Source organism: Mucilaginibacter sp. (assembly GCF_039925265.1).
GTDB lineage: Bacteria > Bacteroidota > Bacteroidia > Sphingobacteriales > Sphingobacteriaceae > Mucilaginibacter.
Genome location: NZ_JBDSZG010000013.1, coordinates 266,782 through 281,393, shown reverse-complemented (window position 1 = coordinate 281,393; position 14,612 = coordinate 266,782). Strand labels below are relative to the sequence as shown.

At 46.1% G+C, this 14,612-nt stretch carries 14 protein-coding genes and 1 riboswitch; of the genes, 10 read left to right on the top strand and 4 right to left on the bottom strand.

All coding sequences use genetic code 11. The annotated features are described in order from the left end of the window. Both ABIX36_RS06330 and ABIX36_RS06325 read right to left on the bottom strand, forming a co-directional pair. A partial coding sequence (locus tag ABIX36_RS06330; RefSeq protein ID WP_348081317.1) for a COR domain-containing protein occupies positions 1-2,588 on the bottom strand: 2,588 nt, incomplete at its 3' end. Positions 2,589-2,721: 133 nt separating this feature from the next. Beyond that, on the bottom strand, positions 2,722-3,831 hold the full coding sequence (locus ABIX36_RS06325) for an AAA family ATPase (RefSeq protein ID WP_348081316.1): 1,110 nt from the start codon (positions 3,829-3,831) through the stop codon (positions 2,722-2,724). A gap of 320 nt (positions 3,832-4,151) precedes the next feature. After that, positions 4,152-4,346, top strand: a riboswitch (cobalamin riboswitch). 99 nt (positions 4,347-4,445) lie between these two features. Here ABIX36_RS06325 and ABIX36_RS06320 point away from each other — a divergent pair. The 4 genes from ABIX36_RS06320 to ABIX36_RS06305 all read left to right on the top strand — a co-directional run bounded on the left by ABIX36_RS06320 (position 4,446) and on the right by ABIX36_RS06305 (position 8,615). Then, positions 4,446-6,395, top strand: coding sequence for a TonB-dependent receptor (locus ABIX36_RS06320; protein ID WP_348081315.1), 1,950 nt, complete (start codon positions 4,446-4,448; stop codon positions 6,393-6,395). Between the two features lie 50 nt (positions 6,396-6,445). Beyond that, on the top strand, positions 6,446-7,018 hold the full coding sequence (locus ABIX36_RS06315) for a DUF6580 family putative transport protein (RefSeq protein ID WP_348081314.1): 573 nt from the start codon (positions 6,446-6,448) through the stop codon (positions 7,016-7,018). 117 nt (positions 7,019-7,135) lie between these two features. Beyond that, positions 7,136-7,819 carry an NAD-dependent deacylase gene (locus ABIX36_RS06310; protein WP_348081313.1) on the top strand — a complete coding sequence of 228 codons (684 nt, stop codon included), beginning with the start codon at positions 7,136-7,138 and terminating at the stop codon, positions 7,817-7,819. A 79-nt stretch (positions 7,820-7,898) separates the two neighbouring features. Continuing rightward, positions 7,899-8,615 (top strand): diphthine--ammonia ligase, encoded by a 717-nt coding sequence (locus tag ABIX36_RS06305; RefSeq protein WP_348081312.1) that lies wholly within the window; start codon positions 7,899-7,901, stop codon positions 8,613-8,615. A gap of 207 nt (positions 8,616-8,822) precedes the next feature. Here the strand turns inward: ABIX36_RS06305 and ABIX36_RS06300 are convergent, their stop codons facing one another. Further along, positions 8,823-9,071, bottom strand: a complete 249-nt coding sequence (locus tag ABIX36_RS06300) for a hypothetical protein (protein WP_348081311.1) — start codon at positions 9,069-9,071, stop codon at positions 8,823-8,825. Between the two features lie 17 nt (positions 9,072-9,088). Beyond that, positions 9,089-9,832: a DUF3291 domain-containing protein gene (locus ABIX36_RS06295; protein WP_348081310.1), complete on the bottom strand. Its 744-nt coding sequence runs from the start codon at positions 9,830-9,832 to the stop codon at positions 9,089-9,091. 73 nt (positions 9,833-9,905) lie between these two features. On the opposite strand from ABIX36_RS06295, the gene ABIX36_RS06290 reads away from it, so the two are divergent. From ABIX36_RS06290 to ABIX36_RS06265, 6 genes are all read left to right on the top strand, one after another. After that, the gene (locus tag ABIX36_RS06290; protein ID WP_348081309.1) at positions 9,906-10,382 is read left to right on the top strand and encodes a GAF domain-containing protein; all 477 of its coding nucleotides are present in this window, start codon (positions 9,906-9,908) and stop codon (positions 10,380-10,382) included. Next, positions 10,382-11,038 carry an alpha/beta hydrolase gene (locus ABIX36_RS06285; protein WP_348081308.1) on the top strand — a complete coding sequence of 219 codons (657 nt, stop codon included), beginning with the start codon at positions 10,382-10,384 and terminating at the stop codon, positions 11,036-11,038. The genes ABIX36_RS06290 and ABIX36_RS06285 overlap by 1 nt, the downstream gene beginning before the upstream one ends. Beyond that, a complete protein-coding gene (locus tag ABIX36_RS06280) occupies positions 11,035-11,637 on the top strand; it encodes a DNA-3-methyladenine glycosylase (RefSeq protein ID WP_348081307.1) in 603 nt (200 codons plus the stop codon). The genes ABIX36_RS06285 and ABIX36_RS06280 overlap by 4 nt, the downstream gene beginning before the upstream one ends. A gap of 39 nt (positions 11,638-11,676) precedes the next feature. Further along, positions 11,677-12,174 (top strand): pyridoxamine 5'-phosphate oxidase family protein, encoded by a 498-nt coding sequence (locus ABIX36_RS06275; protein WP_348081306.1) that lies wholly within the window; start codon positions 11,677-11,679, stop codon positions 12,172-12,174. Between the two features lie 283 nt (positions 12,175-12,457). Continuing rightward, the gene (kynU, locus tag ABIX36_RS06270) at positions 12,458-13,744 is read left to right on the top strand and encodes a kynureninase (protein ID WP_348081305.1); all 1,287 of its coding nucleotides are present in this window, start codon (positions 12,458-12,460) and stop codon (positions 13,742-13,744) included. 6 nt (positions 13,745-13,750) lie between these two features. Next, positions 13,751-14,608 (top strand): bestrophin family protein, encoded by an 858-nt coding sequence (locus ABIX36_RS06265; RefSeq protein ID WP_348081304.1) that lies wholly within the window; start codon positions 13,751-13,753, stop codon positions 14,606-14,608. The last annotated feature ends 4 nt before the right edge of the window (positions 14,609-14,612 follow it).

Here is a 14,612-nt window from a genome sequence, read left to right as displayed (position 1 = left end):
CAGAAACTGGCCATTTGGTTTCCTGGGAGAATGATATTAGATTTGATGTAGCAATCATGCCCAGTCAGGCTCCGGCCCCATGGGGCCGAAGCCTGACTGGGCATGACACAGTTTATTTTACAGACCCCACGAATTTTTTTAATTACGGGCAACAAGTCTTTTCTTACCTGCTCCCATGCAATTGACTTTGGAGACACTTCAGCTACGCTTTTTATTTTTGATGCCAAACGCTGCATTTTGCCGAGTTTGGCATCATCGTCACAAGCACAAGGTTCGAGTTTTACGGTTACAATTTCTACTTCTTTTAAGTCCCTTCGTTCTAAAGCTCTTTTAATTTCAGTATCCCTGATGTAGGGGCTCACCAGAGAGGTTTGGCTTGCGATAAAAAGAAAAATGTCCATATCCTCCAGCCTGGCGCGAATTTCTTCGTCCCATTCATCACCGGCAATCAGGCGTTTGTCATTCCACGAACTTAATCCATGTTGCTGCTCCAAGACATCGAGTATAGCGTCCAGTCGCTTCAGTTGTCGTTCATCACCGTGTGCATAGCTAACAAATAACCTCACTGGTTCAGGTTGGACAGAATTGTCGCGATCAATTGCTCTGGCGGCAGCGGGTATCAATTTATCTAACTCAAGAGGCACATTAACTTCTGCGGTACCTTCTGGTTGTACCGGTAATTTCTGTGTTACTTTATCTTGTTCTTCTACCTCGCGCAAAGACTTTACACTTATCCATTGCTCGCCATCGCCAGTAAGCTCTAATTCTTCGACAGGTTGTATCTTCATTGCTTTGTGAAGAAGCGCTAATTCCCTGCGAACGATTGCCACTAATAATCCTCGTGTATCATCGTTTTCTCCCAAAATAAAAACCTGTAAATCAGAGCTTTCAATTTCATCTCTTATCAAAGCTTTGGCATCTGCATGATTTAACACGACACCATGACGCCAGTGGGATGCTCCTTCGCTTAAAGCGTGTGTTTGTACAATAAACCGGGAAATTAAGCCGGGGGGTAAAACGGTGTAATGATAACGTAAGCAAACCTGTGCTTGATTCCATGCTTCGCCCATTTCAGGTTCAAATTCAGGTAATAGTTCTGGAACCAAATATCTCGATGGCTTTCCATTAACCTCTTCACTTGCATAGCAAAGTTGGAAAGCGCGCATCAACTCCAAAATAAAACGGTGTGTTTCAAATGGGTAATCATTTACTTCAATGACTTTTAGTTCTTGTGCCTCTGTTAAAACTTTAAGCATATCAGATAGCGAAAGTTGCCCGTCGTTGTCCTCAACATATCTAGAACGAATTACTGCGTAAACGCCGCCTGTAACCCACCCTGGGTTTAACACCCTCGTATCGTGAAGCCTTGGATCTTTTCCGAAGTAAAGAGCTAGCCCTAGTGCATGAAGAATTCCGGCAAGATCGGCTTGTGCATCTGTACGATTCTCCCCGAATTGTTCGCAAAGTTCAGCGTACTGCTCGAAACTAAGGAAATTACTTTTCATTCCTGCAACGGCATCTTTTATCTGTCGCCAATGCTTTGGGAATGGAAGCCAAACGTCAGGCATCTTTATTTGAACAGTTTGTATAATCAGTTTTTGTAATTCAAATATGCCATAATTATTTAATGCATCAACAGGAATAAAGCCGACTATAAATGGGAATTTTCTCTCGAGTTTTACACGATCAACAGTCCATTTATGATTATGGCTCCAATTTAAAGCTACAATCACTGGTGAGCCATTTCCTTGGCTCTCTATTAACTTAAGCCAGTATTCAGCATCCCGTTGAGCTAACCCAGTTCTTGGCTCCAATACAACTAAGTACAAGCTCCTCTCTGTTAAAAAAAATTGATGAGTAGAGTGAAGAATCTCTTGCCCACCAAAATCCCAAGCACGGGTTCGTACCATTCCATCAGGACATTTAAACGTCAATTCTCTTATTGAAATAGAATGAGTTTCGGATTCGTGTTCATCAGGAATTTCCCCAGATAAGCGTTTTACCAAAGTCGTTTTTCCTGCTTTTCCCCGGCCGACGAGGAGAAGTTTTAACTCCAAAAGAGGTAAACCATCATCAGAACGAGATTCGAAGTAATATCTTAGGATTTCTGGCGGGGTTAGTCTTAAAATACTGCTGGGTAACTCTAATCTAAAATTACCTTGTAATCGAATATTAATTAATGGCAGTTTTGATAGCCATTCAGGAAGATAGTATAAATCATTATTTTGTAAGAAGATAAGTTCAAGGTTTTTTAATGCACCCATTTGACGTGGCAATGCTTTTAGTTGATTGGTAGATGCATCTAATGCCGTTAAATCCTTTAATTCGCCTATCCATTTGGGTATTTCAGATATTTTGTTATTTGAAATATTAATTGATTTGACATTTTTTAATTGACGAATGATTTCTGGAAGCGACTCTAAATTTAAGCCGGATAAGTTAAGTGAACCTTCGCTTTTTCGAAAATCTTTTGAAACGATTTTCCATTCGGAAATTCGTTTTTCAACAATTTCATATTTAGTTAATCCCATCTCATTTGGACGGGAACCTGTGTATTGTCCGTTAAAATCTTCTTTGGGTTTAGGCATTTTGTTAAACTTAAATTGTGATTTTAAATCTAATAAAATTACATTACAATATAAACTACACTTGATGCGCTGATGCGAGTATACAAAAACGTTAGCGATGGCTACGCTGATTTTGGCATTACATTACCCGCAATCAAACCCCCATGTTCTCCATCCGCTTAATCACCCTGCACACATTACTCTTCGCGCAATCTGCCTGGCTGGCTATCTGCCGTACGCTGTGGCCTTCGGCGTGGAGGCGGAGGATCTGTTGTTCGAGGGCATCGCGCTGCCGGGCGGTATGGATGAGCAAGTGAGGCGCTTCGCTGCCCTGGCCCTCAAACACAAAATGGAGCGAGCTGCCCTGTTTTACTATGCGGCAAAACTGAACCATGCCTGCGCTAAATGCAGGCGCGCCGCTGCGCTGTTTTACCTGTTTAAGATAGCGCAGCCCGGGTGTAGCATGGCTTTCGCCGATGGCAAAGGCACTGTCGGCAAAGTTCATCAGCATTTTGCTGCCCTGCAGATCGTTGCGGCTAATAGGGCGTGCAGGGTTGCGCTTGGGCGTATGCGCCAGCACCAGTAAGGATAACCCCCAGCGATTTTTGATGGTATTTAGGCTGCGCATCAGTTGCACGGCGGCGGCGGTACTCTCGGTACTGCTGCGCAAGGCGGTAATATTATCGATGATGACCGTACGCGAGCCGGTGCTGACGATGATATTCTCGAGGGAGTTGATAAGGTAATCGTGATAGCTGGCGAATTTGCGCTCGTTGCCCCCGTTGGGGTTGATGATAACCCGGTAAAAATTTGGCGGGAAGCGGTAAAGTTCTCCATCGGGGCTGGTATACCGTTTGGCAAACTGCGCCGCGCTCAGCTCGAAATCGAAATAAAGCACCGGCCCGGGCTGCTGCTGCACGGCCAGGTCGCCCACCGCCTCGCCGCGGCTAATGGCATCGCCCAACTGCACCGCGAGGGTAGATTTGCCCGCATTGGTATCGGCAAATAAAATGCACAGTTCGCCTTTAAACCACAAACCGCCAAAAAGCATCTCGCCGGCTGCACTTTCATCTGGTGGAAGACAGAGCCAGTCGTCGGCCTTTTTTATGATGAAGGCTTCGTCGGCAGTTACCGCGCTGGCTTCCGGTTGGCGCGCCTGCTTGCGCTGCCGGGCAGTAAGCTTAACGCCCCGCGCCATCGACCGGATGAGTTCAATTTCGGGCGGGCGTTCAAATAGTGGTTCATCCGTTGATCTGTAGCTCATGAAATTTGGGATTAATGACGCAAGTTCGCCAAAAACCGGCAGGCAAATGGTGGCGCTGTTTTGTCAGTAGGGTACTGATAGGTGTTCCAAAAAAAATATTTCACGGCGTTTTAACCGATGATACGAATTTTTTATAGATACTTAATATATAGATATTTACAATGATTATTTAAACAACAGGGGTGTTCCAAAGTGTTTCACGAAAAACTGTAAAATACTGATTATCAATATTGTTTTAAAAATAAGTGTTCCACTTTAAAAGTGGGACACCTACAGGCATAAACTCATGGTATTCTATTTGCGGATGATAAATGTTGTTGTACTTTTACGCCGCTTAAGGTTCCCGGCTTAAACCGGGATTAAAAGGGAATACAGTGAAAATCTGTAACTGTCCCGCAGCTGTAAGCTCTATCAACCGAGGCCCAATCTTAAAGTCACTGCCCGTTTTTGCGCGGATGGGAAGACAGGGCAAAGGGGAGCAAGTCAGAATACCTGCCTCAGCATACAATTATTCATAGCTTTCGGGGATTGAAGCTTGAATGTGAATGCTCTTCTTTGCAGTGTATTTCCATTCTGTTCATTTCTTGTATGCTGTGGGGTTTACTCACAACAACATGAAAAAAAATTACGTAATTGTTGCTGCAGGCCTGGGGCTTGCACAACTGGCGCTGCATAGTACTGCAGCCCGCGCCCAGGATACCGCCCGGGTACTTAGCGATGTGGTAGTCACGGCCACCCGCTCACCAAAAAAACAACGCGAAATAGGCCGGGTGGTTACCATAATCTCTGCGCAGCAAATTGAACGCTCGCAGGGTAGAAGCTTACCGCAGCTGTTGAACACTATTCCGGGCATCACCTTTTCGGGTGCTCAAAATGCTCCGGGTATCGGCACCTCGGTTTTCCTGCGCGGCGCATCATCAGGCAATACTTTAATATTGATTGATGGTTTCCCGGCAAATAACGCGGGCTCTATTGACGGTAGCTACGACCTGAACGCTTTCCCTTTAGATCAGATAGACCATATCGAAATACTAAAAGGAAGCGGATCTACCTTATATGGATCGGATGCGGTTGCTGGTGTGATCAATATCATCACCAAACACCCGCAAGGGCAGGGGCTGAAAGGTAACCTGCAGTTCGTGGGCGGTAGTTACGGAACGTTTAAGGAAGCGGCTGGTTTGAATGGCAGGCTGAATAAAACAGGTATCGCTATCAACTTGTCTAACACCGATTCTAAAGGTTTTGCTGCCGCAACGGATGCTTCGGGCACCGGCGATTTTACAAAGGACGGCTTTCACCAGCGTTCGGCCAGTGTGAATGTAGACCAGCAGATCACTAATAAATTTGCCCTTAACGGTAACCTGCAGATCAGCCGCAACAACGGAAACCTGCCATATGGCGCATTTGCCGACGATAAGAATTTCGACTACAAAAATACCTTTGTATTTAGTGGCTTAGGCGCAAAGATCCGCTTGCGAAAAGGCTTGCTAAATTTTAATTTAAGTCAAAATACAGTACACAATAACTTCATCAACCTGCCTCCGGATAACGGCGGAACCCACCAGGAAACCAAAAATATTGGTCGCATAACCAATGCCGAAGCTGTTTTAACTTACAACCTGGGCAAGTATTTTGATATCACCAGCGGCGCGGCCTATAAATACAGCTACACCAACCAGCACAGCCTATACGAAGTGCCGGGTTATAACCCTGGCCCGAGCGATACCACGGCCCATAACGATATTGGCAACGTTTATACGTCGTTGTTCTTCAAATCGGATATCTTCCACATGGAGTTGGGTGGCAGGTATAATCGTCATAGTGCTTTTGGAGATAAGTTCACATATACCATCAATCCATCGGTGCTACTTGCCGATCAGTTTAAAGTGTTCGGTACAATTGCTTCAGCTTTTAAAGCGCCATCCTTATACCAGCTTTCATCAGAATATGGTAACAGTGCGTTAAAGCCCGAATACACCCACAGTTACGAAGCCGGGTTTGATTGGGAAGTTGTAGCAAACACCTTGTCATTCACTACATCGTTTTACAAACGCAATGCTAAGGATGTAATTTATTTCTATTCGCAGCCGGTATCTCCTTTCAAATCTTACTACAAAAACGGAACTTTGCAGAAAGATAAAGGCTTCGAAACCGAGTTGACATACCATAATAAAAAACTGACTGCCTCGGCATGGTATGCTTATGTAACCGGTAAGCTAACGGATGCAAACGGATTGCAAACTAATAACTTATATCGAAGGCCAAAAAGTACTTTTGGTGTAAATGTATCGTACCAGGCGACTGCCGATTTTTCTTTCGGTGTAAATTACAAGCACACAGGCAACGCCACCGACCTAACTTTCGACCCGAATACTTTTGCACCGGTAGTGGTAGTTTTAAAACAATACAACCTGGTAGACCTGCACCTACAATATAGCGCAACCAAAGAGCTTAGCTTTTTTGGCGACGTAAACAACCTGCTGGATACAAAGTATGTAGACTGGTTAGGGTACAACACCCGCCGCGCCAATTTTATGCTGGGGGCAAATTACCGGTTTAAATAGTTTTCGTTTTTACAATGGATAATCAATAAATTTGCTTCATATATAAAACTATGTCACTACAAAAAATAAACACCCGCAACACCATACTCATCCTGATGATAGTTGCTGCGGTGGCCATGCGCTTTGTGAGCTATAAATTTCCGGTACTAAGCAATTTTACGCCGGTAGGGGCCATCGCTTTATTTGGTGGTGCATACTTTACCGATAAATGGAAAGCTTACCTGGTGCCTTTAGCCGCGCTTTTTGTGAGTGATATTTTTATTAACTACCTGTATACTTCCAAATGGGTGCTGTACTACAGTGGCTCTATCTGGATGTACCTGTGCTTCGCACTGATGGTGTTGGTTGGTACTTTTATTAAGAAAGTGAACGTTGGTACAGTAGGCCTGGCATCGTTGGTGTCGGTTCTTATCCACTGGCTCATTATGGATCTGCCATGGTTATACGGTACTTTATACCCGCACACGCTGGCCGGTTACGGTGCATCTTTAGTTGCCGCCATCCCGTTCGAGATGAATATGGTATACGGCGACCTGTTGTTTGGTACGCTTCTTTTCGGAGGGTTTGAACTGGCCAAAAGCAAATACACTGTTTTACAGAGTAAAAAACAACTGGCCCTTTAAAGTCGGTTTATCCAGATATTTTAAAAGCGGTTTTGTTTAGGCAGAACCGCTTTTATTTTTAATTTATTCTTGTAGAGACGCGATACTTCGCGTCTGATACTGTCTTTAAAACCACCAATGAAAAAGATCGTTATCCTTACCGGCGCGGGAATCAGTGCTGAGAGCGGCCTAAAAACCTTTCGCGATAGCGATGGATTGTGGGAAGGCTACAACATCGAGGATGTTGCCACCCCCGAAGCCTGGGCCCGCAACCCCGAAATGGTTCAGCAGTTTTACAACGAGCGCCGCAAATCGGTTTTAGAGGCCAGCCCCAATGCTGCCCATTTGGCGCTTGTCCGTTTGGAGAAAAAATACCAGGTCACCATTATCACTCAAAATATCGACGACCTGCATGAGCGCGCGGGTTCTACCAACGTAGTCCACCTGCATGGCATTATCACCCGGTCCCAATCCAGCGTAAACCCGAGACTCACTTACCCTATTAATGGCTGGGAAATTAAGATGGGCGAAAAATGCAAATTGGGATCCCAATTGCGTGCGCATGTGGTATGGTTTGGCGAGGCTGTGCCGATGATTGAAACCGCCGCGCAAATTTGTGCCGATGCAGAAGTTTTTATTTTGGTAGGAACCTCTCTCGCGGTATACCCTGCGGCTGGCCTGATCAACTACGTGCCTCAGGATGTGACGCGTTATATCATCGATCCCAATATTCCGGTATCCTCCAGCCCGGGGGTAGTGGAGATGCCTTATAAAGCCACCATCGGTGTACCCATGCTGGTAGATCAGCTGATGCAAGGCTAATTAACAAAGTTAAAAGCAATCAGCAACAAACTAAAGCAACCGCCACTTCTGAACCACTCACCACTCTCTATTCACCTAAATGACTCCTTGCATTTTCAACTGGAGCGGCGGTAAAGACAGCGCCCTCGCCCTTTACCATTGCCTGCAAAACCCCGACCTTGATATCCGTTACCTGGTTACCACTATCAGTAATGCGGCCGACAGGATCTCGATGCATGGCGTACGCACCGAATTATTGCTGCGGCAGGCAGAGGAGATAGGCATACCCCTTTACCAGATCCGCCTGCCGGAAATGCCCGGCATGCAAGAATATGATGCGGTGATGGGCCGGCACCTCGCGCATTTTAAAAGCGAGGGGCTAAGCCATTCTATCTTCGGAGATATCTTTTTAGAGGACTTGAAAAACTACCGCGATGCCCGCCTTGCCGAAGTAGGCCTGACCGGCATTTACCCGCTCTGGAAACGCGACACGCACGAGTTGATCGGCGAGTTTTTGGGCCTGGGTTTTGGAACTGTTATCGCTTGCGTGCAGGAACGGCTGGAGGAATTTGTAGGCCGTGAAATAGGGGAAGAACTTATCGCCAGTTTACCGGATGGGGTGGATGTTTGCGGCGAGAACGGCGAGTTTCATACCTTCACGTTTAAGGGCCCGATCTTCAAAAATGATATAAGATACAAAACAGGGGAGAAGGTGTTTAAGGAATACAAGGCCCCCAAAAATAACGACGATAATTGTGTTATCAATACCGATACGAAACCCGACGGTTTTTGGTATCAAGACCTTATTTTAGCTTAAACCTCCCATTTGTTTGGCATTTAAGGCCACCAAATTAAAATTTACGCGAATACATAAATTATATAACTATCAGTGTTTTATGTATTTTAATTAATGAATGAAATGATATAGAGGGTTTTTTTAGTTGATAAACGAGCCATTTTGCCAAATATAATTCCGAAAATGAATTTTTAATAAATCAACTACCTGTAATACAGCATATTGACGCTAATAGTTGTAGCGATAGAATGCATCCTTATAGTCCTTGCCCATTTCAGCAAACCGGGCGGAAACGGTCTTTAAAAACGCTTCGTCCAGTATTTCAAAAACGCTGTTCACGCCATCGGTCAGGTCCATTTCCGGGATCTTGTAAGTCTGCTCCAGGGTGCCCTGCTCTATCTTTACGATGAATTTTTGGTTCATGCTGAGGATGGAGATCTTAAATTCCGGGTGGGGTAGCTCTGCTATTATTCTCATAGTTTTTGATTTCGAATTTAAAAGTTCAATGTATCGTTTTCCTGATTTCGAAATTCGACATTCGAATTTCGAAATTCTTCCAATGGGTTTTTCCCGTCGATCGTCCCGTTGCTTTCCAAAATGGTAAACCGGGCGAAAAGTTCTTCGCTGTACCACCCTTCACTTCGCGTTTTTTTGATCACCTCGGCATGTCGCTTACTGCCGTAGGCAAAGGCTCGCATGTGCTCCATGCTTTCCCAAACCGAAAAAGTGGCCTGCCGGTAAACGGGTGCTTCGCCTACGCCGATGGAGGTAATATACCCCGGTGCTGTCGCCATTAGTTCGGCCACTTCATCTACGTGGCTCCAAAAGTTTTTCAAACGGCTCATTTTAATGGTCGCCCTGGTGAGCACGGCCATTGGGCCATCAGCTATCTTTAAGTCCGGTTTGCCAAAGGGTTCCTTACCGTCCCATTTGCCATGGCTTTGCATGGGCTGGCAAAGTACCGTCCATTGCTCGCTGCCCAAAAGCTTCCACCATTTACTCACAAAGGAGTTTTGCTGGAACTGCTCATAATCTTCGCGGTTTCCCCAAACGGCCAATAGGCCCCATTGCTGCCAGTCGGGCTGCAGGTCGAACGTGCCGTTGCGGCCACTGCCTAACAGTTTCCAGAAAGTACAACCCTGCTGCAGCCACATAGGCAAGCGGTGGATGGCCATAGCCAGCAGGGCGAAAGGTACAAGCGCTTTCCGGTAACGTATAATAGTGAGGCTGACGATCATCTACTGCGAAATAAAATATTAAATATGATATTCGGCTTATTTAGTTTTACACGTTCATCCTTACTTTTACACCATGGCAGAAGACCTTACGATAACCACGTCGGTAAATAAAACCGAACAATATATATCACTCATCCCTCAAATTGAAGCTTTGCTTTTTGGCGAGCCCGACCTCGTGGCCAACCTCGCCAACGTGGCTGCCGCGCTTAAAGAGCAGTTCAGATGGTTTTGGGTGGGCTTTTATTTAGTGAAGAATAACGAATTGGTGCTCGGCCCCTTCCAGGGGCCTGTGGCTTGTACAAGGATAGGTTTAGGCAAAGGCGTTTGCGGCGCGGCATGGCAGCGGGCACAAACTTTAGTGGTGCCCGATGTAGAAGAGTTTCCCGGACATATTGCCTGCAGCTCTTTGTCTCGCTCGGAAATTGTACTGCCTTTGTTTCATGATGGCGAAGTAGTGGGGGTGCTGGATGTAGATAGTTCGGAACTTGCCGAATTTGACGAGGTGGACGCAAAATATCTTGGCGAGATAGTAAAGCTCATTAAATTTTAATGACGAAGGTTTTCCTGATACCCGGCTTGGGTGCTGATACCCGGCTGTACAAGAACATTGTTTTGCCCGAAGTATTTGAGCGGCTACTCGTAGATTGGATAGCGCCTGATACCCTTGATACTTTAACCACCTATGCGCAAAAGCTTGTAAAACAATACAATATACAGTCCGGCGATATCGCTATTGGCGATTCGCTTGGTGGCATGATCGCGGTGGAAATAGCCAAACAGGTGAAGCTGCAAAAGGTTATCCTGATATCCAGCATCAAAACTGCCGACGAGGCACCCTGGTATTTTAAGCTGTTTCAGAAAGTGCCGGTTTATAAACCTATCCCCGCAAGTATCATGACTAAGGTTGGCTTTATGGTGAAACCGGTATTTGGCAACATGAGCACAGAAGATCTGACAATCTTTCAAAGCATGCTTGCAAACTCATCTCCGGTGTTTTTAAAATGGGCCATGCACGCGGTGCTGTATTTCAACAATATGGAGCCAATTTCCAACCTGTTCCACATCATTGGCGATAAAGACCAGGTGTTTCCCTGGAAAAAGATAAAAGATCCAACCGCCATCATCAAAGGTGGCACGCATATTATGGTGTTTGACAGAGCCGGCGAGATCAATAAATTACTGGCCGATATACTGCAACAACCATGAAATTACCAGAAGAATATTACCTCGGCAGCGATGTAGTCGCGTTAAGCCGCGACCTGATAGGCAAGTACCTGTTCACCTGCATTGATGGTGAAACTACCGGGGGTTATATTGTTGAAACAGAAGCTTATAATGGCATCATCGATAGGGCGTCCCACTCTTATGGCAACCGGATAACGCCACGTACCAAAACCATGTTCGAGCAGGGTGGCATTGCTTATGTTTACCTGTGCTATGGTATACACGAGATGTTTAACATCGTAACCTCCGTTGGTGGGCAGCCACATGCTATACTCATCCGGGCCGTAGTACCTACGGACGGGCTCGACGTTATTATGCAGCGCCGCAATATGGAAACGCTGAAGCCCAACATCACCAAAGGCCCCGGCTCGGTAGCTAAAGCGCTGGGTATCTCGCGCAAAATAAATGCCTTCAGTTTACAGGGCGATACCATTTGGGTGGAAGACAGGGGACTAAGTTTCCCGGATACCGAAGTGGTTGCGGGCCCGCGAATTGGGGTGGACTATGCCGGGGATGACGCGCTGCTGCCATACCGCTTTTATGTTAAAGGAAATATTTTTGTAAGTAAGCCCAACAAATAAACCGCTGGTTTGTTATTGCACATCTAAACCCCTACAGCGATGAGCGAGCAATCAAAAATCGAAAGCCTGAAATACTTCCGCGATGAGATCAACGAAGTTAAAACAGCAATGCTGACTACTTACAACTCCGAAAGAGGTTTTAGCAGCCGGCCAATGGGTACAGCCGATGTGGATTCCGATGGCAACATCTGGTTCTTTACCAACGAAGACTCTGCCAAGGCCAGCGAAATATCAGTAGAGAACACCATCTCGCTAACGTACTCCGACCCCAAAAACCATACTTATCTTAGTATCATTGGCGAAGCCGAACTGGTGGCCGACAGGGCTAAGATGAAAGCGCTTTGGAACCCTTTTGTACAGGCGTTTTTCCCCGAGGGCGTAAATGACCCTAAGCTTACCTTACTAAAGATAACCCCAACCGATGCCGAATACTGGGATAGCAATAGCAGCAGCATGGTGGTGCTTTTCAATGTGTTGAAAGCTGCCGTAACAAGTAAACGCTATGATGAAGGCGCACATGGAACGATAGCCTTATAGAAGCGAAGTTCAGTAGCCCTCACTCTGTACCCACCATGTCATCTCGAACGAGCGGGTGGGTGATGTGCGCAGAGGCGAGGAGAGGACTTATATAATGTGCATCCGGGTTTGGCGGGCGGTTATCGATTGACGTGCAAGCCAGACGTATAAGATTTCTCACACTCAATCGCTCTTTCCCACGCTTCAGGGTTCGAAATGACATTGTTTTATAGTTTCAATTCGCTTCATTCGTGAAATTCGTGTTTTACTCAATTCGTGTTTATCTTTTCCTTATTATTGGCTAATGATTTTTCAACCCACATTAGAATTTGCCTTACTGCAGGACGAGCAGGATGAGCTGAAACAGTTCCGCAGCGAATTTCTTATTCCTAAACATCATGGCGAAGATGCTATATACCTTTGCGGTAATTCGTTGGGGCTGCAACCCTGCGCGGCAAAGCAGTACATTCAGCAGCAGCTAACCGCCTGGGAGGACAACGCCGTGGAGGGCTGGTTTATGGGTAACGACCCATGGTTGAGCTATCATAAACAGCTTATCCCTACGCTGGCTGATATTTTGGGTGCGAAGCCTGCCGAGGTTACCATCATGAACTCACTTACAGTGAACCTTCACCTGCTGATGGTAAGTTTCTATAAACCAACCAATAAACGTTATAAGATACTGCTGGAAGCAGGCGCTTTCCCTTCGGATCAGTACGCGGTAGAAAGCCAGGTGAAATTCCATGGCTTTGAACAGGCCGACGCGGTGATTGAAGTAAAACCCCGCGATGGCGAAGTAACTTTGCGTACCGAAGACATCCTGCAGCAGATAAAAGATAACGCCGATGAACTGGCTTTGGTGATGTTCAGCGGGATAAATTATTACACCGGGCAATTCTTCGACCTCGAAGCCATTGCCAAAGCGGCCCACGAGGCCGGGGCTTATGCAGGGTTTGACCTGGCACATGCGGCAGGTAATGTGCCCGTAAAACTGCATGACTGGGATGCCGACTTTGCCTGCTGGTGCTCCTATAAATACATGAATTCGGGTCCCGGTGGGATCAGTGGTGCTTTTGTTCATGAGAAACATTTTAATGATACCACGCTTGACCGCTTTGCCGGCTGGTGGGGGTACCGTCATGATAAACGCTTTTTGATGGCACCGGGCTTTCAGCCGGAGGTGGGCGCAGAGGGCTGGAACGTGAGCACAGCGCCTATTTTGCTTCTTGCCATACACAAGGCGTCGCTGGATATTTTTGAACGCGCAGGCGGGCTTAAAAAGCTCTGTGCCAAAAGCGAACAGCTTACGGCGTACTTTGAATTTTTAATAAACAACATCAATCAAAAAGCGGGCGACGATGTGTACCACATCATTACACCGGGCAACGCCGCCGAGCGGGGCTGCCAGCTTTCGATAGTTTGCAAAAATAATGCCCGGGCTATTTTCAATTACCTTGCAGATAATGGCGTTATAGGCGATTGGCGCGAGCCGGATGTGATCCGCCTGAGCGCCGTACCGCTTTACAATACCTTTGCCGATGTTTACAAAGCCTCAGAATGCCTTTTTAAAGCCCTTACAGCTGTTAAATAATACAAAATGATATACTATAATCCCAGGCAATGGTTCTCGCTTATATTCCGTTTTAACAAGGCCGATACGCTACGCGAGCTTTTTCCGCTAATGACCTGTGTGAGTATTTACGCAGGTGTCGTTACGTTCTTCCTTATTGATTTTTTCCATATTCCCGAAACCACTATCCTTAAAAAGGTGATCTATGTGCATCAAACCATTGGATTTGTGTTCTCGTTACTGCTGGCCTTCCGCATCAATTCCGCATACGACCGCTGGTGGGAGGGGCGCAAGATCTGGGGCAGCCTTACCAACAGCAGCCGTAACCTGGCTATTAAACTCAGACACCTGATCAACGAAAAAGAGTTCGCGTTCTTTAGCTATACCATCCCGCTTTACGCCCGAACGCTGCGCGATCACCTGCGTGATACCTATTCAAGTGAACAGCAAAACTTTGTCGCTATAGACCCGCACAAGCACGTGCCGAACCAGGTGGCTTCGGAAATTATCAAGCAGATCTACCGCTTAAACAGGGAGGGGCAGATCAACCCGGAGCAATTGGTTAGTATAACCGCCGAAATTACTTCATTTACAGATGTTTGTGGTGCATGCGAGCGCATCAAAAAAACACCGATACCGTTTTCTTACAGTGTCTTCATCAAAAAATTCATCTTCACCTACATCATGACATTGCCCTTCACGTGGGCATTCGATCTGAAGTATTTTATCATGCCCATCATCGGGTTTATCCTGTTCGTGTTCGCCAGTATCGAACTGATAGCGGAAGAAATTGAGGATCCCTTTGGTTACGATGCCAATGATCTGCCGGTAGACAATATCTGCGAGAACATAGAGAAACACATCGGTGAGATATTTTCCACTTAAAACC